Here is a 25178-nt window from a genome sequence, read left to right on the forward strand (position 1 = left end):
GGTAAAAATGGGGGCAGTGATGCCCCCGGGGTTAACATTACATGGCATGGATAATCCGCCGTTCAGCGCCATATCCCGGTCCACTGAAGGGAATGTCGTCGTCAAAATCCATCGGCATTCCCCCGCCGTTCCCGGAAGCCGGTGACGGTGAGTTACCCGCCGGTGCACCGGCAGTTCCCTGACCGCTGTGTGCGGGTGCGACACCGCTGCCCTGCTGGCGCGGAGAGCCCAGCATCTGCAGGGTGCCGTTGACACTCACCACCACCTCCGTCGAATAGCGATCAACACCATTCTGCTGATCGAACCATTTCCGGGTCCTTAACTGGCCCTCGATGTATACCTGTGAACCCTTGCGCAGGTATTCACCGGCAATCTCCGCCAGTTTTCCGAAAATCACCACGCGGTGCCACTCGGTCTGCTCCTTCATTTCACCGCTCTGTTTATCACGCCAGGATTCACTGGTGGCCAGGGTCAGGTTCGCCACAGCTCCGCCGCCATTGGGGAAGTAACGGAGTTCCGGGTCCTGTCCAAGATGTCCAATCAGTATCACCTTATTAATACCGCGTGACGCCATATGCCCTCCTCATCCTCACGCACACGTCCGCTGCGTCCAGGTGCCGTTTTCCAGCGCCTGTGCCGCCTGCTCATGGTTCCTGTAATACTCCACGGATTCGCGGGACACCGGTCCCTCATCACACTGAGTACCAATATAATAACCACGTACGCTGCTGAGAACCTGAATGGGTAACGTATAGCTGGCCTGTGCGGCCAGAATGCCATTTGGCTGTTGCATGGGAAGTTTCCTTAAAGATAAAGACAATAAGAAAACAGACCGCCCTGATGAGGCAGTCTGTTTTCATCAGGACGGTTGAGAAAAGTACGATCAGAAAGAGTTTTCTGCGTATTGCTGTTGCATGGTGCCGTTTTGCGGCGGCTGGGAGTCTGATTTTTCAGCCTTATAAACCATCTCCTGGCCTATCTTGATCCAGTCCACCTTGATCAGGCGGGCCTTCAGGCTGACGCGTTGTTCACCGGCATGCTCTCCCTTGTTCAGGGTGAAGATGTCAGTGGACAGGTTGCTCAGCGTGAAGCCAAGCAGCACCTTGCGATCTTCATCCACCGCCTTCTGGCAGCGGGCAATCAGGGCGGTCGCCTCTTTACCGGCAACCGTGACATCAAAACGGACGTAGGACGGGCTGTCCGTGGGTCCGCTCAGCGCATTCACCACACAGCTGAGAAACGAGCCGTTCTGGTGATTCACCTGACGTACATTACTGAGATACCCCAGACCTTTCAGGGTCAGATTAAAGTATTCAGTTTTGGCAGTATTTACAGACATGATGATTTCTCCATGGAGTTAAAAAATGTGATGACGGAGAACATCACCATCCCTGACGGGAGTGAATGTTCCCGTCGGGGATGCCGGATCAGCTGAATTCCGGCTGTCTGAGAAGTAAAAAGACCTCAATCACTGAACAGTGATATCCGTTTCCAGAGGTTAAACGGATGTACCGCCCACAGGCATCCTCTTTCAGGCTACGAGGATATTCCGGCCACCCGAAGGTGTTTCTCTCAGGCCGGTGAAACGTTGGCTGGCAGTCACCCGAAGGCGTTTCTCTCAGACTGCTGAAACATTGGCTGGCTGCAGATGCAGCAAATAAGCCCGGTTATTTTTAAAACACATCCATGGAAAGTCAACCCGGAATAAAAAACGGCGCTGCAAATACAGCGCCGTTACAGGGGGGTACCAGCCCGGTGGTTATCTCACTTGTCTCCGGGGATAAATCCCGGCGCGTTTTTCACGGAGGGCATGCGCCTTACAACCCGACAGGATGTGCGATTGGCCGGTTGTTGTATCAGTAGCTGACTGAACGCCGTTGTGTTTTCGTTGAGCCAGCCTCCCGCTGATAACGGGGGTATACATCAAAGCTTAACCACACTACCCGATCCTGAACAGGGAGAAATTAAGATTACTCCGTTTTAGTTTTTCCCGATTTTTTTCGCCGCCCGGCCTTTTTCTGCGTGTTCACCACCCCCTTACACTCAGGATACCGCTGACAGCTCAGGAACAGCCCGTGCTTTCCCTTTCGCTGCCGGGTCGGCCCCTGACAAAGCGGGCACGGCGGCGTCACCGGAACCGTCATACTGAAGGGCTGTTCCCGCCCGGATGAGACCAGATGACGCACCCACTGCTGCTGTTTGCCCATAAAGGTATCCAGTGACATTCTGCCCTGTGCAATATCATCCAGAGCCTGCTCCCACAGCGCCGTCATGCCCGGGCTGGTCAGGGCTTCCGGCAGGGCGGCCGTCAGCTCCCTGCCCCGTTGCGTTGACCGGATATGCTTCCCGCTCTTCTCCAGATACTGCCGGGCAAATAACACCTCCAGCACGCCGGCCCGCGTGGCCTCCGTCCCCAGACCGGCATTCTCCCTCAGCACTTTTTTCAGCTTCGGGTCGCTGACCTGACTGGCAGCATTCTTCATGGCGGCAATCAGGGTTCCTTCCGTAAAAGGTGCCGGAGGTGACGTCATCCGATCCTTGAGTTCTGAACCGCTAATCCGGCAGAGCTCTCCCCGTTCAAACGCCGGCAACGCCATTTCCGTCGTCTGTTCATCTTCGCCTTCAGCAGCTTCTGCAGCCTCCCCGGAAAACAGGCCTCGCCAGCCCGTCACCACATTCACTTTCCCGCGGGCCCTGAACCGTTGCCCACCGAGTGTCAGTGTTGCATCGGTAATATCAGACTCCTGCAGGGGCAGAAACTGGGCCAGATAATGCTGGCGAATGAGCAGATACACCTTCAGCTCATCTTCACTCAGTGCCCTGATATCAAAGACCTGCCGGGTCGGGATGATGGCATGGTGTGCCGTAATTTTTTTGTCATTCCAGATACGTGAAACAAAACCGGGATCGAGCTGTGCCAGAACCGGCGTCAGGGCCGGATCTGAACGCGCCATCGCCGCCAGTACCTCCCGGCTTTCCTGTTGCATGGATTCAGGCAGATAGCCACAGTCCGTCCGGGGATACGTCGTGGCCTTGTGTGTCTCATACAGAGACTGCGCGATATTCAGCACAGTCTGCGCCCCCATACCAAATTTCCGGGAGCAGGCTTCCTGCAGTGTCCCCAGCGAAAAACAGAGCGGAGCCGGTGTTTTTTCACGCTTCCGGGTCACCTCATGCACCACCGCTGACGGTGTCTGCTGACACAACTGAAGAACGGCCCGGGCCGCCTGAACGTTCACGCACCGTTTCTCTTCATCGCAGTACTGCTCTGCCGCCACCCAGACGGCCCGGAACCGGATCCCGTCTTTCTCCAGTCCGACAAACACCTGCCACCAGGGCCGTGGCACAAAACCGGCAATCTCCTGATCCCGTCTGACCACCATGGCAAGTGTCGGCGTCTGTACCCTTCCGACGGATAACACATCCGGGATCCCCGACGCCCGGGCTTTAAGGGTATACAGGCGCGTCAGGTTCATCCCGATCAACCAGTCAGCCTGACCACGGGCCAGGCCGGCATCATACAGACGGGCCGTCTGCTCACCAGGCAGAATGTTTGCCAGCGCCTCCCGGACGCTGGCCTCATCCAGGGCGGACAGCCACAGCCGGCGGACTGGCCCACGGTACCGGCAGTACGTCAGCAGCTCCCGGGCGATGACTTCCCCTTCCCTGTCCGCATCCGTGGCAATCACCACTTCAGACGCACGCTTCAGCAGGCGGCTGATCACCGTAAACTGGGATTTCGTCTGCGGTTTAACCGTCATCTGCCAGTTTTCAGGCAGAACGGGAAGTGACTCCATACGCCAGGGAACCCCGAACTGCTCCCCGTACGCTTCCGGGGCGGCCAGCTCCAGCAGATGCCCCACAGCCCAGGTGACCGTGACAGTATCACCTTCAATACAGCCCTCTCCCCGCCCACTAAGCCCCAGCACCCGGGCAATATCCCGCGCCTGTGACGGTTTTTCACACAAGTAAAGTTGCATTTATCCCCCACTATTTATTCTTCTTTTTCTTCAGCGGAGGAGAAAATGATGATCGCAACTGCCCATTCATAATCTCAGCATCAGGGAGCCCCAGGCGTGCCATCGCCTGTTCTCCCGCTGGTGTTTTTTCTTCAAGATCCTGTCGTGTGACAGGGATGGCATAATAACCCCTTAAAATGCCGTAAATTTTCCGGATAAGATACCCGCCATGTGAGAGTAACTCGTCCCGTTTCTGCCGGGAAATCAGGCCAAAGTGGGATGCCTGAAACGCTTTCAGAGCCATTTGATCATATCCCACAAGCAGCCAGACACAGCGATACCCCAGCGGAGAACTACTGTAAACCCCGATATTTAATGGAGAACGGGATACAACATCAGTCATGGTAATATTCGCCGGCACGGCACACAGAACCTGCTCCAGCCAGCCAACCAGAGCATGTACTTTTTCACTGGCAGCATTAATTGCATTTTCCACCTTCCACATCGCTTCATCGGCATAGGGATTATCCGCCAGTGAATCCCGGTAAATCCCCCCGGCACGTTTTATCGCCTGCGGCATACTCATAATCCGGGGCACATTCCCGGCCTTTTGTCCGGGTAAACGCCCTTCCCAAAGACGGATGGCATAATGGGTGTGTAACAGAATAGACAACGAGGACTGCAGTGCGCCAGCCCGGATATCCTTCTGGTCCTGTTTATCTTCACTCATATCAGTTCCTTATAACGATCAGGGGTAAAGTGTGATCGTCAGGACGAAACGCAGAAGGAACAACAGAAAACCAGATTCAGTGCTCAGAAAAATGGGGAGAGAGAAAACACTTAATACACCGGTACCCACGGCACCGGTGGTGGTCAGCTTACAGCGCTGTCAGAAACGATAAGTGATCCCGGAGGAAAACAGCCCGTCCCATGACCTGTCCACCATGGGGGAGTTTTTGACCTCATCAGATAAGCGGCTGTAACGTGCGGATCCATACACACTCCAGTTACCAATAAAATTGTAACTGGCACTGACTTCCAGGTAGGGTGCCCAGCCATTATCCGCTTTATACCGCTCCAGGCCACTGCGCGCAGATTCACGACGCGATACACCATAGTAATAATCATTCTGTTTCTGGCTGCTCCACTCCACACCAATACCGGGCGTCAGCGTAAATCCGCCATTCACATAACGATATAACCACGCCACGTCACCGACAACACCATTACTGTTGTCCAGGACATCCGCTGCCAGACTCGTTCGCAGAAAACCATACGCCGTATGGTGGGACCATGATATCCCTGCCATCATCGTGCTTTTACGTTTATCCAGCTGACGTAACTGATAGTGATTACTGTCATCCGGATGAAAATACATCGGCAACCAGTAGGCCATCACCGACAGAGTATCTGCCGCATCGTTCCACAGATAATACCCACCGCCCAGACCACGGAACCAGAAGTTGTCGCCGTCATAAGACACTGCGGGGACAAGATAAGCCCTGGAGTCGTAGCCTTTGTAAGGATGCTTAATCGCCCCCACACCAGCCCCCAGAGTCAGAGTGCTTTCAGCATAAGCGCTATTTACAGATATGGCTGCCAGCATACTGAGTGCCAGAATTTTAATTTTGGTCATAAAAAATCCTTCCTTAGTCAAAATTTTAGCGCGGAAAGTATACTGATGAAAAAAGCGGCGACAAGTATTCGATTTTCCCCCTGTCCTCTGCTCTCTTTATGCAATCCTGGTTTTTCCCTGAAATAAACAGGGTCTGGCAGGGCAGGGGGAGCACTGCATTCTGTCAGAGTGTTTCCGGCTGACGCCGGGCTTCGGCGGTTTACCGTCAGATGTTCCAGGATATTCAGTACCGCCGCCTTCCATGCTGCTGACGCAGCATAATTTTCGCTCTCTGTTGGCACTGCCAGCATTGACTATTTTTTATACTTTGGTGGCACTGCCACCACCGGCTATTTTTTGTACTTTGGTGGCACTGCCAGCATTGACTATTTTTTGTACTTTGGTGGCACTGCCACCATCGGCTAATTTTTGTACTTTGGTGGCACTGCCACCATCGGCTAATTTTTGTACTTTGGTGGCACTGCCACCATCGGCTAATTTTTGTACTTTGGTGGCACTGCCACCATCGGCTATTTTTTGTACTTTGGTGGCACTGCCACCACCGGCTATTTTTTGTACTTTGGTGGCACTGCCACCACCGGCTATTTTTTATACTTTGGTGCCAGTGACACCTTCCTCTTCACCGGACTCTTATCGCAGCACGGTTACGCAGGGAGGCCCGTAACCCTGCCACAATGCCACTCAGACGTTCTGCTGAAATGGGTTCTGTACGTTTCCGGGTGACTACGGGTTGCGAAGTGGAGCGCCCTCCTGCTTCCGCCTGCATGGAAGCCGATACAGCGACGCGCTGTTTCTGTTTCGGCGGATAAAAATTTCCCTCCCGGGCACGCTTCAGCACCGCAAGCAGCCAGCCCAACGGGTTCTGCAGTGACTGACTGCCCAGCATCCCTGACAGGCTTTCCAGCACCCCCTGTGCCAGCGCTTCCGGCAACGCCTGCAACTGACTGGTCAGCATGATGGCATCCTCCTCCCGAATTTGTCCCGTCAGCGACGCCGGCAGTACGTACGTGTTTTTAATCACACTGTGTGTGATATTACGTACGTAATGGTTCGGTTTCCGGACTCTGTGATAACCTGCTGATTTTCCTGATGGTTCGGAATCCGAACTCTGTCTTTCTTGCCCCATTTTTTTACCCGGTTCGGTTTCCGAACTCAGCTTTTCCGGTGCCGAACTCAGTGTTCTCACCACTGGTTCGGTTTCCGAACCCGGCCGCATTCTTTCCTCCGTCACCCGCTGACGGGCAGCCATCTGCCCCGGTGTCTGGGCACTTCCTATCCGGGCTTCCAGCTGACTGATATGGCTGTGATAGTGACGCATTCCCGGATCATTTTTTATTTCACCCAGAATATCCCGTGCCGTCTGACTGATGGTCCGGTTCCGGCTCATACAGGCTTCTGCCACTATATCCAGATAACGCGGATCCATCGCCTCTGCATCGCAGAACGTCAGGGGCTCGTCATGCTGGGCGTAAATGTTTCCCCGAACCCGGCCTTTATCATCACGTACCCGTTTACACAGGCTCAGCCAGCCCGTGATCCGCAACATCAGCAATACCCGACTGACGGTTTCTCTGGAAGCTTTTCCCTTTCCCGGGGATGCCAGCTGCAGTTGCAGTTCGTCATAAGTGGGAAAAATGACCCCCTCATTATTCTGTGCATACAACCGGATCATCATCCATGCCATCTTGTCCAGCGGTGAAAGACGCGTATCCAGCAACAGACGACGCGGAATGGCATCGTGCACATTGCCGGTGAACAACAGTCCGCTGCGTATTCGCCCCTCCTCCTTCCGGGCTCCGGTAGCCATACGGTGCTTCATTTTTTCCAGGGTATACGCAATCAGGCTTTCCGCTGGTAACGCCATAATCACCTCATTCAGTAGCGGCAATATCGCCGCTTTTTATCCGGTACAAAAATGCTTATTACAGCCCCCTGCTGGATGCAGGGGGCTGGCTAAACATTTTCGATTAATCCTTAATCCCTGTGTCATTTTGATGCTTCACGCCAATGCCGGCGTCGGTTCTGGCGTAAACAATAACGCCGTCATCAGGACGTTTACGCAGCAGGCATATTCCCGTTCCGGGCCAGAGTGCAATAAATTGTGACTCTCTATTCTCAAGCCGCCAAAATGCTCTCCTGCTCATAACACCAACCGGACGCAATGTTTCTTTCTCTTCCTCCAGTTCTGCAATACGCTTTTTTGCGGCTTCCAGTTCATCCAGCAGATCGGCGATAATATCCACTTCCCTGTGACGGATTTGACGCTTAAACGCAGCCAAAGCTTCATCACAATCAACCTCTGCGTCTGGGCTATCCGGGATAGCCTCATACCACGCCAGCATCGACTGATAGTTTTGCGCTGCCTCACGCAGTGCCTGATAATGAATACTGTTCATTGATTGCCTCCCCCTTAACACCCTGCGAGAACCATCATCCAGTTCCCACACAATTTCACGTTTTACCCGTTCACCGGAAATACAGGATGTACAGGGCGATTAATGCCCACGTCCATAATAAGAGGAAGCCGTATACTGTAATTCTCCATTCTGCATCTTCCAGTTCCGTCACCAGTTCCACAATCACGTCAATTTCCTGATCACCAATGGCCTTCCTGATGTTTCCGGCTGCAGCAGCTAATTCCCGCTCAGCGCCCGGACTGTGCCTGTCTGAACGACTCCACGACAGTACATCCTGATATCGTTTTACCGCCTTACTTAACGCCTTCCAGCTAAGCTCATTCATAGGGGGCAATTTCCTGCGCAATACCTTGTCGTCAACAGGGCCGGCCCCGATACTCCGGTCCGGCCTGCACGTTTCATTTACGTCTGGCGCTGTTGTAACGCTCATGACTGAGCAGTTCCCAGGTCTCTCCCCGGTTACGGCTCAGCAGACGCCAGGCGCGTCCGACGTTTATCTTGTAATAACGGGTCCCCCGGTCATTCAGTTGCCGGTAATTACGCACACCCTGCCGGAACAGACTGACCATCTGAACCGCCTTACGACAGCAGGCCGGCGGAACGCACGGGCTGGCCAGAATGCCCGGTGCCAGTTCTGTCATTTTCATGACGCATTCCTTACCGGCTCCGTCTGCCGGTCAGCGCACCATCCCCTTACCGCATGCCAGATAGCCGTCAGCGGGATATTCATCTGCTCCGCAGCCAGCATCATGACATCCAGTCCGTCCGCACTCTCCACATCCGTGATGCCGGCCTTCTGCCATAACCGCCACAGCTCTGCACTTTCCTCATCGCTCAGCGTGACACCACGTCCCGGACGAACATCAATACCGGCAATGCGCCGGCGCGCCGCAACATCCACACTGGAAAGTCCAAAGTAAAACGCCATCAGCTCAATGGAGCCACCCAGCGCCAGTGCACGGTCAATGCGCTGCAGACGTTTCTGCTCCGTCCGGGCCTGCTGCAGCATACGCAGCAGATTTTCATGATTAATGTCCAGCCGGATAACCGACACTTCCGAGTTCGACAGGTAATGGATTTCCTCAATGGTCAGTCCCTGCAGCATCTGCATTTCCTCCCGGGCCAGTCCCAGAGATTCACAACGACGCAGGTAGCCGCTCTTGAGGTCCATCACCAGTTGCATCAGCAGACCGTTGGTTGCCTGAGATAAGCTGTTATTCATGACGCCTCCCGTATCATCAGCCCCGGCACCATCCGGCGGGCAGTTCCCCCCACACCATGATGCAGTGAGGCATTTTTCCCGGCCTCATACCCCTGCCAGCGGGCCAGGTCACCGCCGCGACAGGCTTTCACCTCCCGGGAGTCCACCGTCTCCATCTCCTGTTGCTCCAGCCAGAGACGCATCAGCCGGTTTTCCTCTTCTGTCACACTGAATGGCATCACCACCTGACGAACGCCCAGAACCCAGCCATCACGGAACTGGGCGGCCCGGGCACGGCGGGTGCTCAGTTTCAGCCGCCGGCTCTGTGTACGGAGATACGCATCCGTTGCGTCCCTCAGCTGACGGCACAGAACATCAAACGCATAAGCCGCCACCTGAGGACGTTCACTGAAACCGTAAAACGTCACACACCGGCGATACCGCCCCCCGGGCATCTCCCGCCAGTCGTAATACGCCCTGCAGCCAAATGTCTGTGACACCACCATGACCAGACGGAACATCCACGCCGGAACTTTTTCAGCCTCAGAAGGTGCCCCCTGTGATGAAAAAGTCTGTACCGAAGAAAGTCCCGCATCCTGCTCCGTGATACCGTGTTTCGCCATCAGCTGTTGTGCCCTTGCAAGCGCCAGCCCGGCCTCATGGGCATTACTGTTATTGCGGCTCAGCTCCAGCAGTTTCCTGACCCGTCTGACCAGGCGCTCCTGATGCGGCATATCACTCATTACTTTCCTCCTCCTCATCATCTTCGGGTAACACACTGCGCTGCAGGGCTCGCAGACGGCGCAGCACACTCAGAAGACGCAGCAGCTTCACGGCATGTTCATCATCCAGCAGTGGCCATGCTTCCGGCGCACTGCCACCTGTCAGCAGGTCTGTCAGGCTGACGGGAGACACTGTCAGCGGTGCATCACCGGTCAGCCCCACCAGAAATGCCGTCACCGGCGAACATTTCTCCTCTGCCATCCCAAAACCAGCCGACAGGTCACTTTCCCTGTCCATGGCAATTTCTTCAGCACAGCCGGCAGACTCAGCCAGTTCCCATGCCAGCCGGAAGGCCTCATTCTGCAGATGCTCGATATCATCCCGTCCTTCAGCAAAATGCGTCACCGATGCGGGAAGTGCATCAGGTGTTCCGGACGGCGCTGTATCGCCGGTCATAACGGATGGCACAGCGGCCCCGGCAATCCCCGCGTCCACAGCGTCACCGCTGAAGACCGGCTCACCACCGTACATATCCGGCTGTATCTCTGAACGCCGGACTTTCCCGGCAGAAGAAAGCGCTCTGTCTGCAGTCTCCTCCGGAGAAGGAAAACCGCATTTTTCAGTGTGGTCTGTGTCAGAAACAGCGTTCTCCGGTCGGGCGATACCATGCTGTCCGGGCTCAGTACCGGGGGCAGTGCTTTCCGGCACCGGCTCTGCGTCCGTATCCGGCAGACACTCCGGTGCCTCAGACCGGGTACGGGATACCGGGGCACCGGGCTGCCCTGTGCCACTGTCACGGACTGACGGCGGTACCACCACCGGTTCCGGCTCACCAAAATGGTGACGGCGGTTCCGCTCTTTCGGATCCAGCTCCAGCAGCCACCGGTCATAGTCCAGGGAGGGATGTGGCAGCGCCTGCAATAAATCTCCAATCAGCTCATCGCGGAACATCTCCAGTGACCACAGCTCCGGCGAATTAAACTTCCGGCAGCTTTCCCCGAACACACGGTCAAATTCCGCATCCGTGCCGGACGCCAGCGCAAACTGCCCCCAGACACGCTCGGCATCCTGACGTAACGCAAGCAGATTTCTGACCTGCGGGCTTCCCAGCCCCGACTCCATCAGATCGGGGATCCAGGGGTACAGATATTTCAGGGCATGCTCCATCCGGCTGATGGAGGTATGGCTGACAGGTAACCCCTCATCAGTCAGCAAGGTCGCCAGTTCCCGGATCGTTACCTGACGCTGCAGAGACTCCTCGTAAATCAGGCGCGCCTTGTGGATGCCCTGTGCCTTCTCAATAAAAGTCAGTTCACCGCGAACTTCATTTTCCGCCAGATGACCAATCACACACTGAAGCCGTCCCGGCCAGGGTTTGAACAGCACATGAATACGGTAAAAACGCAGGTCTCCCGTTTCTTTCCAGAGCTCCGTCAGTATCTGGTAACGGGTGTTTCCCCCGTCACTGAAGATATACACATCCGGCTCACTGTCCGGCATACGGGTGACCTTGGGCACCGTATCCAGCCCGCGGGCGTGAATGGAGTTTTTGATGTCGTCATAACGTGGATTGCGCGTGGTGCGCGGGTTATCCGGATTCGGGCGTAACTGGTCCAGCGTCAGAATCATGGGAGTTTCCCCCAGCGCCACCACATTACCGGCGGCACTGGCCTGACGACCGGGCTGCATAATGGCAGCCCCGAGATTCAGTGGCTTGTGTGCCATCACGCATATCCTCCCTGCCCGTCATTTTCAGAGGGCGTAAACAGTGTGTAACGACCGTCGAACCTGACCCTTACCGTGCCTGTGGGTCCCTGACGCTGCTTGCTGACAATGATTTCAGCCTCTCCCTTTGCCAGTGAATCGGGGTTATAGACCTCGTCGCGGTAAATAAACATAATCAGGTCAGCATCCTGCTCCAGTGCCCCGGAATCACGCAGGTCACCGTTATTGGGGCGTTTATCTGCACGCTGTTCCACCTGCCGGTTAAGCTGGGAGAGGGCCAGCACCGGGCAGCCCAGCTCCTTCCCCAGCGCTTTCAGGGAACGGGAAATTTCCGCAATTTCCTGAGTGCGGTTCTCCAGCTCCGGCGCACGAATCAGCTGCAGATAATCCACCATAATCAGAGCGGGTTTACCGTACAGGCGGGTATAACGGCGGGCACTGGCACGCAGCGATGACGGTGTCTGCTGGCTGCAGTCATCAATTATCAGGCGTTCACCCAGCGCATCCATGTCTCCGTCACCCAGCGCCATGCCGACCGCAGATGACACCCTCGCCCAGTCCTCATCATCCATGTTGCCACTGCGCAGATGATTCAGTTCCACACGCCCCAGCATGGAAAGCATGCGCAGAATCAGTTGCTCCTTTGGCATCTCGATGCTGAATACCAGAACGCTCTCTTCTGTCCGCCGCAGGGCGGCACTGAGACACATGGACAGTGCCAGAGAGGTTTTCCCCATTGACGGACGGGCAGCCAGCAGGACCAGGTCACCGGGCTGCAGGCCACAGGTCATTTCATCCAGACAGTCAAATCCCGTGGGGGTACCGGTCACACCGTCGGAACCGAGCACACTTTCCAGTTGCTGCAGAACAGTATCGAGCGCGGATGAAAGAGAGGCTTCCGTGCGCTCCCGGAGCGTCCTGTTCTGCACAAGAGCAAACAGACGCCGCTCTGCTGTATCCAGCACGTCCCGTGATGTGGCATTCGGAGCCGCCACATCAGCAATCAGGGTGTTTCCGGTGGCCTGTAATTGACGCAGAACGCTTTTCTCCACCACAATGCCTGCATAGGCCATGATGTTGGCCGCAGAAGGTGTGTTCTTGCTGAGCTCGGCCAGATAAGCAAAACCACCCAGGACGTCCAGCCTGCCCTGATGTTCCAGATGCTCTGACAGTGTAATCAGGTCCAGAGGCTGACCATTCACCGCCAGTTCAGACATGGCACGGAAGATGGCCCGGTGCGGAGCCACATAAAAATCGTCAGGGTTCAGTATCAGCACCACTTCATCCCAGCGCTCATTCTCCAGCATCAGGCCGCCCAGAACGGCCTGCTCTGCTTCGTATGCACAGAGAACAGACACTTCAGCCATGGCGTACCCTCCCCCTCTGACTGCCGGAAACCTGGCTGTGTAAAAAAAGGAAAAAGGGTGCCGGACGTACAGTTGTCGGGAATAAAATCCCGGTAACTGTCTGTACGTTTTCAGACCGGCAAGTCTGGCAACCCCGGTCAGAAGGTACGGACAGCATCTTTGCGCTCATAATCAACATGTTTACGAGGAGAAAAGCCTTATGAACACAAATCATCAACAACTGCCGTCCGGCATTGAATCTGAAGTGAAATACACCCTGCAGTTCTGGCTGCTGAGTAACGGAAAGGTCATGACGGAAAAAGACGGGCTCTGTAACCCCTTTCCCCCGAACTGTATTGAATCGGCTCATCCTTTCACTCTGTTTCAACACGTTGAGAAAAAAGCGCTGCCTGACTGGCTGAGAGCATTCCACACTGACGTTTCGCACTCGTAAAAACACGTTCAGCCCGACGGGTCATATTTTCCAGCCACCCGTCGGGGAAAATATCAGCACCATCACGGGGAAACAAAATCGCTTTCCATTCAGGGTATGAGCGCGGAATACCTCCGGAAGCATTCCGGCTCAGACAGCGACTCACAGTACAGGCAGCACGGAATGCATATGTCGCGATGCTCTCATCATATGTTGCGATGTTCTCATTATTGCCTTTCTGCAGTTCCACCCGCTCTTCAGCATCAAATGCCAGTGCGGCAAGGCTTGCCCAGCACATGCAGTTCACTGAATCCCCCGGAACGCGCTGCAGCTCCCGGCGCACCATGTTGACCTCCGCACTGAAAAAAACGTTCTCATCACCTTCAAGGGCAGCCAGATGCAACGGAAGCCAGACCTGACTGAACCATTCACACATCCGTTCCCGGTTACTGACGGTCATCACTGTCTCCGGGCGGGAACCGTCCTGAAAAACATGTCCGGTGCGTGGAGAACTGTATGAAATATAACCACCATGCACCGCAATGACCGGACGACCTGACGCCGGAAGCCCCACACGACACCCACTGGCAATCCGGGTCATCAGCAGGTTCAGTTCAGCCAGCGATTCAGGGCGGGTTAACACCGCCGGAACCGGAGAATATTTCACTGAGGAAGACATACTTTCACCTCCATATCTCTCAGCCCGCCAGGTGCGTCACTTCCCCGCAGATAACCGGAAACCTGGCTGTGTAAAAAAAGGAAAAAGGGTGCCGGACGTACAGCTGTCGGGAATAAAATCCCGGTAACTGTCTGTACATTTTCAGACCGGTAAGTTTGCCGACCCCGGTCAGAAGGTACGGACAGCATCTTTATATTCATAACCAATTGACTTAAAAAGGAAAAAAGATGAATACAAATCATCAACAACTGCCGTCCGGCATTGATGACTTCGCTGCGAACAGAGGTGCGCGTTACAAAAATTGTCATGCCGCCTCCTCCGCTTTTCGCTTTTTGCCGGAAATACAACATGAAAAAAGCTGGTCATGCCGCTGACGACGCTGGCGCTCCTGCAAAAGAAAGTTGTCACAACTGGAGCACAGCCCCAGCCCGCTCTCATGATTCACCTTCACCCACTGCCGGGTGTCCTGACCTGCAGCATCACCAAACCGCACACCGGAATAACCACACCCGACACACACTGTCCGGCTGCGTCCTGTCAGGGATTTAAACGACAGCTTTACCATTGACGCATGCCTCCGTTTTCCAGCAGTTCATCAAAAAACTCACTCCACTCCGGCAACAGCTCACAGGCCAGGCTGTGCATGGTGACCAGCGCAGAATCACTGCGACGGGCAGACGCTTTTTCAAGACGGTGCACCGGCTGACCGGCTGCGTGTCCCTGTTTGTAAATATTCAGGTCATAAATCTGTGTTGAAAGCAGGGTGACCGCGCCTTCCGGAAGCACTTTGCTGTAGCGACCGGAGTTAATAATGTCAGTCAGCTCCGCCAGTGTTTGTCTGGCCAGCGCCGTATAATCCATGCAGTTAACCAGGGTGCGGACTTTCGGCAGGGGGATACCCAGTTCACGGTAGGGCAACAGGTTTTCCATGACATTGACTGTGCCACGAATGAACTCACGCACATCCGGCAGAACCGGATTCACCATCCCCACCACAGACTCCGTGGCAGACAGCACAATCATTTCCAGCATGACGGAACGCGCGCCCTGTGAATCCACCACAATGACGTCATAGCTCTGGAAAAGCGGATGCTGGAGCACATTACGCAGACGGAGGCGACCATCCGGTGCATGAAGCATGGCCGTTTTCAGTTGTTCATGGGGGTCATTGGAGACTATCAGGTCAAGGCCGTCGATAGCCGTGCGGGAAATGATGTTGTCGGGATGACTGAGGTCAGCCGTGCGCATCAGTAATTCAAAAAGACCGGCCGGCGCTTCATACGTCAGCGGAAAGATATTGCTTGCCGTGGGCTGGGCATGGTCTCCGTCTATCAGCAGAGTACGGAGACCAGCATCCGCCAGAAAACCGGCAAGGTTAGCAGACTGGGTTGATTTTCCTTCGCCACCTTTGGTGGACACAACGGGCAGAATGTTCATTACGCACATCCTTCTCATTTATAAGTTGAGACTGGATGCACATGAAAAAAAACTCTTTTGACTACTTGACGAACTCTTAATTATCAGAAGCTCATTGCCATGGGATTGAAAATCCCCGTGTCCTTGGTTCGATTCCGAGTCCGGGCACCAAATTCATATCAACGGACCTCCACGGAGGTCCGTTTTTCGTTTCAGGACGCCACGATTTAAGCGTTCTGCCTCCAAATCATTTCTACCGAACTCAACCAGATTCGCCCCACATCAACCTCATTGTGTGGGTATAATTGCGGGTATACCCCAGTTCGACAGAATTTGTACCCTCTTTAACGCATTCAGAAGGCTGAACTATGGCACTGACTGACGCAAAAATCCGGGCTGCAAAGCCCACTGACAAGGCTTATAAACTCACTGACGGGGCTGGCATGTTCCTGCTGGTACATCCTAATGGTTCCCGTTACTGGCGTCTCCGTTATCGTATTCTGGGTAAGGAGAAGACTCTGGCACTTGGGGTGTATCCAGAAGTTTCTCTCTCCGAAGCTCGTACAAAACGGGATGAGGCCCGAAAACTGATTTCGGAGGGGATTGACCCTTGCGAACAGAAAAGAGCTAAAAAAGTAGTCCCTGATTTACAACTCTCTTTTGAACATATTGCACGACGCTGGCATGCCAGTAATAAACAATGGGCACAATCACACAGCGATAAAGTACTCAAAAGCCTCGAGACACACGTTTTCCCCTTTATCGGCAACCGGGATATCACAACACTCAGTACCCCGGACCTGCTTATCCCTGTTCGTGCTGCAGAAGCTAAACAAATTTATGAAATCGCCAGTCGTCTGCAGCAAAGAATATCTGCTGTAATGCGTTATGCCGTACAGTCTGGCATCATCAGATATAACCCGGCTCTGGATATGGCTGGTGCATTGACCACGGTAAAACGCCAGCATCGCCCTGCTCTGGATCTTTCACGCCTGCCTGAACTTCTGTCGCGTATTGACGGTTATAAAGGCCAGCCTGTCACCCGACTGGCAGTTATGCTGAATTTACTGGTTTTTATTCGTTCCAGTGAACTCAGATATGCCCGCTGGTCTGAAATTGATATTGACAATGCCATGTGGACTATTCCAGCCGAACGCGAACCTCTGCCAGGCGTAAAATACTCACACCGGGGCTCCAAGATGCGAACACCACATCTTGTGCCACTCAGCCAACAGGCTGTAGCCATACTGACAGAACTTCAGACATGGGCAGGTGAAAATGGTCTGATATTTACGGGTGCACATGACCCGCGTAAACCAATCAGTGAAAATACTGTAAATAAAGCCCTCAGGGTGATGGGGTATGACACAACCCGGGAAGTCTGTGGCCATGGATTCCGGGCGATGGCGTGCAGTGCATTGATTGAATCAGGTTTGTGGTCCCGCGATGCTGTGGAACGTCAGATGAGCCATCAGGAGCGTAATGGTGTACGTGCTGCGTATATCCATAAAGCAGAACATCTGGAAGAACGGCGACTGATGCTACAGTGGTGGGCAGATTTTCTGGATGCGAACAGAGAACAATGTATCAGCCCGTTTGAATATGCAAAGATTAACAATCCATTAAAATAGTAATCATCCCGGGCTGCCAGCCCGGGAATTATTTTATGAATATTTTTCTTTGTGAGTAACCGGAAAAAAGATAGCGAAATAAATTACTTTAATGAATTACTCCAGGGTTTCATTAAAGTTCTTTCGTAATACTTTGTAGTCAAACACGTTATGACTGGCATCAAAAACCACGGATTTCCCCTGCCAGCGGGTAATCACCTCCTCCGGCGTTTTCGGTTGAGCCGGTCTGGTTACGCCCATCCATGCATTAATCAGATAATCATTATACGCAGTGGAAAAAACGCTGTTCACCGTCTGGCGATCGACATGCTCTCCCAGTGTCGGGCTGTACCAGATAAACATCGGAACATGATAAGCCTGCTGACTGGGTTTTATTCCACCATGAAAATAGGCATGTTCTTTTGTCGGGTCATACTCCAGACCGTGATCTGAAAAATACATGACTGATGCCCGACGCGTTTCCAGCATGGCGAAAATCTGTCCCAACAAATTGTCGGTATAATAAATGGAATTATCGTAGCAGACTTCTTCTGTATCCAGCGGTTTAAACACGGCTTTATCTCTGGGCCAGTTACTGCAGACTGGCTCATGGCTGCCCGTCAAATGCAGAACAATCAGTTTCCTGCTCCCCGGATTACTGTTCAGTGCTTCAGCCAGGTGTGGGAGCAGTAACTCATCATAGCCTCTGACATAAATTCTGTTTCTGGCCCGCATGGCGATACTGGCCACAGCCGTTCCGTTCTGTCGGAAAGCGGACTGCGCACTGAGCCACCAGGTATCGAACCCCGCCTGATTCGCCATGTTGATAATATTATCGGGGTAACGGCGAACATCATGATGCAGCACGGTATCAGCAGATAATGCCAGCGGTACCGCAAGAGCGGTATAAGGTGCCCCGCTGATTGCCTGAGTGAACAGTTTCAGTCGTGATTTCTGTTTCTGAAGCTCTGGTGTGGTTGGGCGCGAATACCCGTAAATGGACATGTTATCAGTCCTTGCAGATTCACCAATCACCAGAACAAATACGTCAGTGTTGTTATCCGTAATCATCAGATCGTAGTGAGGTATGGTATCAGCAATCGTCATTAATCTCTGATGCTCCTTTGCGGCCAGTGCAAAATAGTTCAGATTAAAGAAAGGGGTATATGTGGCAAATCGGGAAGCGACTATGTAAGGATCAACTTCATTTATTTGATACTGTTTCTTCAACGCAAACTGGAAGGAAGAATATAACGTTACTGTAATTAACAATAAAAATGTAATTACCGTGACCTTTTCCGATGGCAATGAGGACGTTTTATTTATTGCTGAACAGAAGAACAATAAAAAGAGGATAATAAATGCGATAACATAAACAACATACATCCTGAACATTCTTATTACTTCATCAGGATCTGTCTGAAGGATACTGATTGCAAAACCATCATTAAATGTTGTGCCAAATGTACACCATGAATACAGGCTGATACTGATATCTGCAGCAGTCAGTAATGTGAACGGGAAGGCAAGAATCAAACGCAACGTAATCGATTTCATTGCCTTAATAATAAGAAGTGCCAGGATAAAGAATAATATCCGGTAAATCAGATGCGCTCCTGAGGATACAAGGAGATTAGAAAGGGTAAAGACAACCACTGATAACACGAGGCGCTTATCATTGCTAATCCGTGGCCAGTGTATGAATGGAAGATTAATTTTCATAATAATTGAGTAAAAGCGATATTTCTGTCCGGCGCCGCTCGCTGAACATGCCGTGACAGGTAAATACATTTTTCTGAATAATCATAAAACAGGCATCATCCGCCGCCACAAATGTAACGGCGTAAACAGGAACGTCATGATGTTTTCTTTCGTGACAGAAGAGAACCGCATATACCACCCGCAATCACTATCATCAGGAATAACATCCCCAGGCCAACGATTACTCTTAATGCCGGATGAACCCGATCGGCGAGAAAAAATAACTCCATCCCGAAACCAATAACAAGCCAGGCCAGCGTCATTCCGACGAGCCCTTTTAACAACAATCTCACGATCCTCTCCTTCTGCGTTCTTAACGAAAATGCCTTACAATAACAGCAGCCGGAGAAAGCAACGCTGGCTGCTGAACGGAATGACATTTTACTGTTTTATGTTCTCTCAGTTTCTGTCCTGACGCCGCCATTAATGGCATTACAGTTTATTCAGAATAAGGCAGGCGGCCTGGTTTAATGCAATAAACTCCTGCCAGCTGTACTGAGACTGATAATTCAGTAAATACTGGTCTTCAACCCGGCAAATCTGTGGGCGTTTATCATAAATTGCACACAAATGAGAATCAGTCTGATAGTGGCGGCAAATACCGTCACCACGATCCAGACATTGCGTTTCACCCGCCCTGTTGACATGACGACAACAGGCCCCACACTGGTTACAGGGAAATGGAGGGTGTAATTTCATCGCTTATTTAACCAGTCACGAACAGAAGCCACATTTCCTGACTCAAACGGCAACGCAATCCCTCGTCGGCTGACTTCTTCTCTCAGCAGAAGTCCGCGCTCTATCTCACTGTTTACGCTATCCAGATGAAGTGAAAAATGATTTAACGCGGCAGCATCAACAGAAAATTCCAGCGCAGTAAGTTCCACAAGATAGCGATCAAGTTCAGCATTGACTGCCTGAAAGTATTCCAGTGACCGCCGGAATTTGTCCTTAAATTTGTCCAGAAATGCCCATACCCGCTGCATAACCTCGCTATATTCGAGATAATAATTCATCACCAGCCCGAGAATACCTGTCGTCAGCGCACCACAAAAGGCAGCAAGCTCTGAACCAAATGGAAAAATAAGGATCTGCGCCATCGCCTCATTTATCATCACCCCTCCGGCAACAGCCACACCTGCTGCTATCAGTTTAGTGACCGCTTTGGCTAACTGCCCCGGCGATAATCCCTCCGGGTTAAATACCAGGACTTTAAAGGCCTGAACGAGATTGTTCCACATCTCCCTGATAAGCCGGACAATCATTCTTTCCGTCGTCAGGAATATATTTAACAACGTTGTGGTAATACCTGACAGTATCCCTCCGATGACACCATCTTTAAAGGCAATTAAAAAAGAACTGAATTTTTCCTGTACTCGTTCCTGGCAGGCACGTAATGATGACGTTATTTCGGACAGGCATTTGCCGGCGCAGAATGAGTTCCGTTGCTGTCTGATAATATGCGGGATTCGTTCCCTCACTTCGAACCAGATCTCGGCAAGAATAAGCCCCAGCATCTGTCGCGTCCCCATACGAAAACCGGAATTAAGTGAAGCACTGGCGACAGCAGTAGCAAACTTACTACTCAGGTAATAGCTCTGATTAATCGTGGCCTCGTATTTTTCCCGGGCATATTTATCAGCCCTTTCCATACGCTCAGTATCTGCATCAGCTTTTTTTCTCAGACTTATCAGACGTTTCTTTTCTTTTTCTGTCAGTGTTGCCTGAGATTCAAGCTCTGCTATCTGCCTTAACGTATCTTCTCTATTTTTCTGCAATGTGCAAATAAACGCATCCATTGAGTCTGCTTTCTTTGATTTATTGAGCGACTCATGTGTGAATGCCAGATTTGAAGCGTCATTTGCCAGTTCTGCACCATCCCGTTCAGCAAGAATTCTCCCCGGATCATCATGAATTTCTTTAGCGGAAATAATATGATCCAGATTTTTTTTATCGTCTGAAGCAAACACTTCGCCTGTATATGCATCAGTAAGAGTCCCTGCCTGATGTGCACGCTTTCCTTTCCGGTTCGTCGCGATGTAGTTCTCATGGCTGTGGTAATGATGAGAATCATAGTCGCCACGACCTTCATACCGCTGTCGCTCAGCCTCCGTGGCATAAATGCCATTACGCACATTATGGATAGTGTCAACATCACCACCCTTACGATCATTTAACAACAGAAAATCCAGCCCGAATGATGTAACCAGGCTCTTCACCATGGTCTGATGTAACTCTTCTGTCCAGTCAAATTTTTCCACATTCATGTTATTTCACTTCTTGTAAAGCCGGGCTTTAACGCCCGGTAAATCATTAACTCCGGGATGAAAAATCATCAAATTTCACAACCGAACAGGCCAGTACATCATCCAGCTCTTCCTTATTAATAACATTCATTCCATTATCATCCTTTTCCATTTCAATAACGTTATCTTTTATCACCGCCTCACCATTTTCCTGTTTCCGCGGTTTAAACAGTGGCGTTGTAATAATATCCGTCATAATAGCGGCCAGTGAATATCCATGGTCAATAAGCATAATGATTTCATCTGATACACTAATATCCTGTTGTTCTGTAATAACAGAATGCATGGATTTAAGCGGATCAAAATAGTGTTTAATAAATACAGCATGCATTCTGTTCAGTGCAGTGAGAATTTCATCAACGTACTGATTAACTTTTGCAAAATGTTCCCGGGCCAGATTCATTTGCTTAACTGCCCGTTCAACTTTGCAGGCACACTGATGGGCATTTTCAAGAGCTTTCGTCGCATGTCTGTCGTAAGCCCAGCCCGCAATGGCAATCAACGGTGCAGCCACTGCAGTGCCTAATACCATTGCGCCACCAGCCATTCCCATGCCCCCTGCAGCCAGTGAGCCCCCACCAATTGCCGCCATCGTCGCGTTATAAGCCGCGGCACCAGAAAGCGCTGCAATGGGTGTACCTGTGGAAGCCGCAGCAAATGCCATCACTCCGCTATACACAGCAAAACCCGCAGCAGCCCCGGAAACTCCGGCAGCAACGACCGTACTGAGATATTCTGTCGCTGAAATGGCCAGGTTCTGAATCTTATTGATGTTATGTTGCGGGACACTCAGTTTCAGGTCTTTATTGCCCTCTTTTTCCAGACGCGCCAGGAGCTCAGCAGCAATCCTGTCGAACTCACTGAAATCTTTACCAATCTCAAGCTCTTTATTTCCGAGCGTTGTTAATTTTGATGATGTCTGAGCTTCAGCCTGCTCAAATTTTTCTTTATGCTCCTCGTAACGCTCTTTTGCTTTTTCGAGGATATCCTCTGCTTCTGACTTTTTTTGATATCCATCGTAAGCTTTTTTTCCGCCGAATGCCGCAGCGCCGGCAGCCACACCCAAAATAATGAAAGGTAACGCCATTCTTTTCCTCCTGTACAGGTTGCTTTATCATCAATCAACTGAAGTATTTCAGGAAACATTCTCAGCAGTGAGGTATTTTCCTAACATTGTTAACACGGCTTCTTTCAGCCATACTGGTTCAATAATTTCAACATTCGGTAGCCAGTATAAAATCAACGGGATAATTTGATTTTTATGTGCAGCCTTGCATGACAGCGTAATGCCATTGTCATGTCTGTGTAGCAATTGCTGGTAAGGAAGTAAGTCCCGTCGCAAAAAATAATGGGCGATATTACTGTGAATGAACAACACTACATTAAATGTTTTGTCGCTCACCCACGGGTCACATGACTCACTTACTAGTGACTGTATTTCCTCACTCTTTGCAAACTTTTCTTTTTTTATATCCAGCCATTTTATTTTAGCTAATGAAAACGACTTTAACTTGTTCTCTTCAGTAGCCAGCAAATACCATATACTTCTCTGATTAGTTAATTTATAAGGATGAACGATTCTGGTCTTACCGGCATATGCAATCTGACAAACATTACTGTTGCAGATCGCTTTTTCAAGAACATCAAGATATTTTCTTAAATCATCCCTGATGGTGTGCTCAGGGTTATGAAACTGAACACGAATATGCTCTTCGGTTGCCCTGTTTTCTAATTTCTGCCAGAAACTTTCATTCCGTTCAGGAAAAATCGCATCAGTATCCAGTAACCTGGCCAGAGATTTGTGCAGTGATTCTTTGCTCTGGTTATCTGCTCTTGCTGAAATAAGCCGGTATTTTCCATCGCCACAGGATTCAATAAAGGGAGAAAGCATATTCAGATCACGATATGCTGTTCGCTCAGTGATGTTGTATTTTTTCATCAAATTATGGCGACTGACCACGCCATAATTCTGTAATTCAACAAGAATATCAATCAAACGCTCCGCTGAGCGATTTTTCGTTGAGTCAGCCATAAATCACTGCACCTGTAGTATTACTCTTGTGTAAGTGAATTATATAAATATTCCTGACATCATTTGTCAGTTCTACAAAACTACGCCCTCCGGTAACAGGTTTTTATTTGATTATAATCAAACTTTAAACCAGATATCCGGAGTACCTCTTTCGCAATAAGGTTTATTACGGAAGGGCTGATATAGCAAAAAGCAACATGCCTCAACAACAGTCTTTATTCATTTAACAGGCTGACAACCATACTGCGTATCACCTGCACCTCTGTAAAAAATCAACGCGAGTAATATTTTTACTCTATTTATATTTCATTCATCTAAAATTATTAGTTGCCAGAGGGAGAATATCATCGGGATATCTGTTGTTGACAATTTGTCATACCTGCACTTTACTGTGCCCCAAAGCGCAGGCAGAAATGGCTGTCAGAAGTTATACGTTGCGCCTAACATAAACTCGTTACTTTTGACATCAACAGAGGATTTATATTTAGCACCATCCTCATCTTTATAAGTCAGAGTGGAATCCCCTGCATCCAGATACCGGTAGCTGAGGTCAAGGCTGAAATCCTGCGTCACATCGTATTTAACACCGACACCAAGGCTCCATGCCAGGTTGTTTTCGTATTTTGACGCTGAAGCTGAATAAGCTTCACTTCCTGCCGGGCTGTTATCGGTATATATGTACGAAGTTTTATGATGAACCCGTGCATAACCCAAGCCAGCAGATATCCATGGCGTGAATGCACTGTTGTTTCTGAAATCATAATACGCATTCAGCATCAGCGTGTTTACACTGAGCTTGTTCTGTGCGTCATCAAACTCGGCGCCACCGGCACTTTCCCAATAACTCAGACGATATTTTGATTCAGCATTACCACGGCCATAAAACTCCACTTCAATACGTACCGGCACATTGTAGTGCTGATAAAAATCGTATCCCACCGCAAGGCCTGTGCCAAAAACCGTATCACTTTTGTCACCGCCTTTATATTTATCTGCCCATGCCCCTTCACCATCAACGAAACGTTGGTCTGAAAGTGACATAACAGAAGCACCGGCTTTACCGGTCACATAAAAGCCTGTTTTATCCTCATCAGCCAGAGCCTGGGCCGAAAACATGCCTGCCATTGCAAGCGCTGAAACCGCAATAACCTTTTTCATTTCAATCATCTCCGTTGGTTCTTACCCTACCCGACAAATAGGGTTGCCTATTTTAAAACCATGCAAAAGATATGGTAAAATGGTTACAACCGATCGATGCGATCATATCGATCGGTAAAATCGATCGATTTTGATGAAGGTTTTCGTTTCGAATCAACAAAATGGTAATGATGGAACCAGGACTGAAATGCTGTCTCCCAAAAGCCCGGGAGGTTTGCATTACAACTGCACTACAGTACAAAAGGTCAGACACAGTAAAAAAGACTGGGTAATCACCCCACCAGAGAAAACACGTCTATTGCAAAAGATGGGGGGATTATGTGCAAACTGACTGCGTATTATCGTGAAGGAGATCGGTGAGTAACTGGCATTTTTAAATTACCTTCACTGATCTCCTTCCATGAAAATACGCACGCGGGGAACACTCGTGAATTACATAAACTGCATCAGAGTGAGCCGGTTTATCCCCGCTGACGCGGGGAACACTTCGTGGCGTTCTCCGGGCGGCTGGTATATTGCGGTTTATCCCCGCTGGCGCGGGGAACATTCATTCACAAACTGACCGGAACCGGAGCGGAACGGTTTATCCCCGCTGGCGCGGGGAACATCAGTTGAATCAGACTAATGGAAGCCATAGCTGCGGTTTATCCCCGCTGGCGCGGGGAACATGTCCGGAAAAGTCGGCTGGGTTACGTAAATTGCGGTTTATCCCCGCTGGCGCGGGGAACATATATCAGACAACACAGAACGCATTGATCCTGCCGGTTTATCCCCGC

The 25178-nt window shown here is 51.1% G+C and carries 26 protein-coding genes and 1 CRISPR repeat array (1 of these 27 only partly in view); of the genes, 2 read left to right on the forward strand and 24 right to left on the reverse strand.

Annotation, left to right across the window (positions count from 1 at the left end):
- Window positions 1-37: 37 nt before the first annotated feature.
- The 6 genes from ssb to FEM44_RS05195 all read right to left on the reverse strand — a co-directional run bounded on the left by ssb (window position 38) and on the right by FEM44_RS05195 (window position 5595).
- A complete protein-coding gene (ssb, locus tag FEM44_RS05170; RefSeq protein WP_135524146.1) occupies window positions 38-574 on the reverse strand; it encodes a single-stranded DNA-binding protein in 537 nt (178 codons plus the stop codon).
- Window positions 575-589: 15 nt separating this feature from the next.
- Window positions 590-793, reverse strand: coding sequence for a hypothetical protein (locus FEM44_RS05175; RefSeq protein ID WP_135524178.1), 204 nt, complete (start codon window positions 791-793; stop codon window positions 590-592).
- A gap of 90 nt (window positions 794-883) precedes the next feature.
- Window positions 884-1339 (reverse strand): STY4534 family ICE replication protein, encoded by a 456-nt coding sequence (locus tag FEM44_RS05180; protein WP_047656108.1) that lies wholly within the window; start codon window positions 1337-1339, stop codon window positions 884-886.
- A 631-nt stretch (window positions 1340-1970) separates the two neighbouring features.
- Window positions 1971-3980, reverse strand: a complete 2010-nt coding sequence (locus FEM44_RS05185; protein WP_135524179.1) for a DNA topoisomerase III — start codon at window positions 3978-3980, stop codon at window positions 1971-1973.
- Window positions 3981-3990: 10 nt separating this feature from the next.
- Window positions 3991-4689, reverse strand: coding sequence for a PFL_4669 family integrating conjugative element protein (locus FEM44_RS05190; RefSeq protein ID WP_097756727.1), 699 nt, complete (start codon window positions 4687-4689; stop codon window positions 3991-3993).
- A 159-nt stretch (window positions 4690-4848) separates the two neighbouring features.
- Entirely contained in the window at window positions 4849-5595 is a 747-nt protein-coding gene (locus tag FEM44_RS05195; RefSeq protein ID WP_135524180.1) for a MipA/OmpV family protein, read from the reverse strand.
- Window positions 5596-5836: 241 nt separating this feature from the next.
- Here FEM44_RS05195 and FEM44_RS25105 point away from each other — a divergent pair, with 241 nt between their 5' ends.
- Entirely contained in the window at window positions 5837-6259 is a 423-nt protein-coding gene (locus tag FEM44_RS25105) for a hypothetical protein (RefSeq protein WP_175406690.1), read from the forward strand.
- Here the strand turns inward: FEM44_RS25105 and FEM44_RS05205 are convergent.
- The 12 genes from FEM44_RS05205 to FEM44_RS05265 form a co-directional block, all read right to left on the reverse strand.
- A complete protein-coding gene (locus FEM44_RS05205) occupies window positions 6215-7459 on the reverse strand; it encodes an STY4528 family pathogenicity island replication protein (RefSeq protein ID WP_135524182.1) in 1245 nt (414 codons plus the stop codon). The genes FEM44_RS25105 and FEM44_RS05205 overlap by 45 nt on opposite strands.
- Window positions 7460-7562: 103 nt before the next feature.
- On the reverse strand, window positions 7563-7991 hold the full coding sequence (locus FEM44_RS05210; RefSeq protein ID WP_135524183.1) for an ead/Ea22-like family protein: 429 nt from the start codon (window positions 7989-7991) through the stop codon (window positions 7563-7565).
- A gap of 70 nt (window positions 7992-8061) precedes the next feature.
- Window positions 8062-8337: a hypothetical protein gene (locus FEM44_RS05215; protein ID WP_001004373.1), complete on the reverse strand. Its 276-nt coding sequence runs from the start codon at window positions 8335-8337 to the stop codon at window positions 8062-8064.
- Between the two features lie 73 nt (window positions 8338-8410).
- Complete coding sequence (locus tag FEM44_RS05220; RefSeq protein ID WP_000784281.1) at window positions 8411-8659, reverse strand: ParE family toxin-like protein; 249 nt, start codon at window positions 8657-8659, stop codon at window positions 8411-8413.
- On the reverse strand, window positions 8656-9234 hold the full coding sequence (locus FEM44_RS05225; RefSeq protein WP_001065818.1) for a DUF2857 domain-containing protein: 579 nt from the start codon (window positions 9232-9234) through the stop codon (window positions 8656-8658). The genes FEM44_RS05220 and FEM44_RS05225 overlap by 4 nt, the downstream gene beginning before the upstream one ends.
- Entirely contained in the window at window positions 9231-9956 is a 726-nt protein-coding gene (locus tag FEM44_RS05230) for a DUF2786 domain-containing protein (protein ID WP_135524194.1), read from the reverse strand. Before FEM44_RS05230 ends, FEM44_RS05225 begins: the two co-directional genes overlap by 4 nt.
- Window positions 9949-11661 (reverse strand): ParB family protein, encoded by a 1713-nt coding sequence (locus tag FEM44_RS05235; RefSeq protein WP_135524193.1) that lies wholly within the window; start codon window positions 11659-11661, stop codon window positions 9949-9951. The genes FEM44_RS05230 and FEM44_RS05235 overlap by 8 nt, the downstream gene beginning before the upstream one ends.
- Window positions 11661-13028, reverse strand: coding sequence for an SPI-7-type island replicative DNA helicase (dnaB-PI, locus tag FEM44_RS05240; RefSeq protein WP_138158900.1), 1368 nt, complete (start codon window positions 13026-13028; stop codon window positions 11661-11663). The genes FEM44_RS05235 and dnaB-PI overlap by 1 nt, the downstream gene beginning before the upstream one ends.
- Window positions 13029-13381: 353 nt before the next feature.
- Window positions 13382-14119, reverse strand: coding sequence for a hypothetical protein (locus FEM44_RS05250; RefSeq protein ID WP_138158904.1), 738 nt, complete (start codon window positions 14117-14119; stop codon window positions 13382-13384).
- Window positions 14104-14427, reverse strand: a complete 324-nt coding sequence (locus tag FEM44_RS05255; protein ID WP_240731769.1) for a hypothetical protein — start codon at window positions 14425-14427, stop codon at window positions 14104-14106. Before FEM44_RS05255 ends, FEM44_RS05250 begins: the two co-directional genes overlap by 16 nt.
- A complete protein-coding gene (locus FEM44_RS05260) occupies window positions 14424-14684 on the reverse strand; it encodes a hypothetical protein (protein ID WP_138158906.1) in 261 nt (86 codons plus the stop codon). The genes FEM44_RS05255 and FEM44_RS05260 overlap by 4 nt, the downstream gene beginning before the upstream one ends.
- A complete protein-coding gene (locus FEM44_RS05265) occupies window positions 14678-15556 on the reverse strand; it encodes a ParA family protein (protein ID WP_001023818.1) in 879 nt (292 codons plus the stop codon). The genes FEM44_RS05260 and FEM44_RS05265 overlap by 7 nt, the downstream gene beginning before the upstream one ends.
- Window positions 15557-15903: 347 nt before the next feature.
- On the opposite strand from FEM44_RS05265, the gene FEM44_RS05270 reads away from it, so the two are divergent.
- On the forward strand, window positions 15904-17166 hold the full coding sequence (locus tag FEM44_RS05270) for a tyrosine-type recombinase/integrase (RefSeq protein WP_001218785.1): 1263 nt from the start codon (window positions 15904-15906) through the stop codon (window positions 17164-17166).
- Between the two features lie 96 nt (window positions 17167-17262).
- Here the strand turns inward: FEM44_RS05270 and FEM44_RS05275 are convergent, their stop codons facing one another.
- From FEM44_RS05275 to FEM44_RS05310, 6 genes are all read right to left on the reverse strand, one after another.
- Window positions 17263-18936 carry a phosphoethanolamine transferase gene (locus FEM44_RS05275; RefSeq protein WP_138158908.1) on the reverse strand — a complete coding sequence of 558 codons (1674 nt, stop codon included), beginning with the start codon at window positions 18934-18936 and terminating at the stop codon, window positions 17263-17265.
- 65 nt (window positions 18937-19001) lie between these two features.
- Window positions 19002-19199, reverse strand: a complete 198-nt coding sequence (locus tag FEM44_RS05285; RefSeq protein WP_138158912.1) for a hypothetical protein — start codon at window positions 19197-19199, stop codon at window positions 19002-19004.
- 402 nt (window positions 19200-19601) lie between these two features.
- Window positions 19602-21173 carry a cobalamin adenosyltransferase gene (locus tag FEM44_RS05295; RefSeq protein WP_138158914.1) on the reverse strand — a complete coding sequence of 524 codons (1572 nt, stop codon included), beginning with the start codon at window positions 21171-21173 and terminating at the stop codon, window positions 19602-19604.
- Window positions 21174-21219: 46 nt separating this feature from the next.
- Entirely contained in the window at window positions 21220-22299 is a 1080-nt protein-coding gene (locus tag FEM44_RS05300) for a chemotaxis protein (protein ID WP_138158916.1), read from the reverse strand.
- A 48-nt stretch (window positions 22300-22347) separates the two neighbouring features.
- The gene (locus FEM44_RS05305) at window positions 22348-23244 is read right to left on the reverse strand and encodes a helix-turn-helix transcriptional regulator (RefSeq protein ID WP_138158918.1); all 897 of its coding nucleotides are present in this window, start codon (window positions 23242-23244) and stop codon (window positions 22348-22350) included.
- Window positions 23245-23664: 420 nt separating this feature from the next.
- A complete protein-coding gene (locus tag FEM44_RS05310; protein ID WP_171022598.1) occupies window positions 23665-24402 on the reverse strand; it encodes an outer membrane protein in 738 nt (245 codons plus the stop codon).
- A gap of 457 nt (window positions 24403-24859) precedes the next feature.
- Window positions 24860-25178: direct repeats of the CRISPR family, unit length 29 nt; unit sequence CGGTTTATCCCCGCTGGCGCGGGGAACAT; it runs 686 nt beyond the window's last position.

The sequence above is a fragment of the Escherichia sp. E4742 genome (assembly GCF_005843885.1).
Taxonomy (GTDB): domain Bacteria; phylum Pseudomonadota; class Gammaproteobacteria; order Enterobacterales; family Enterobacteriaceae; genus Escherichia.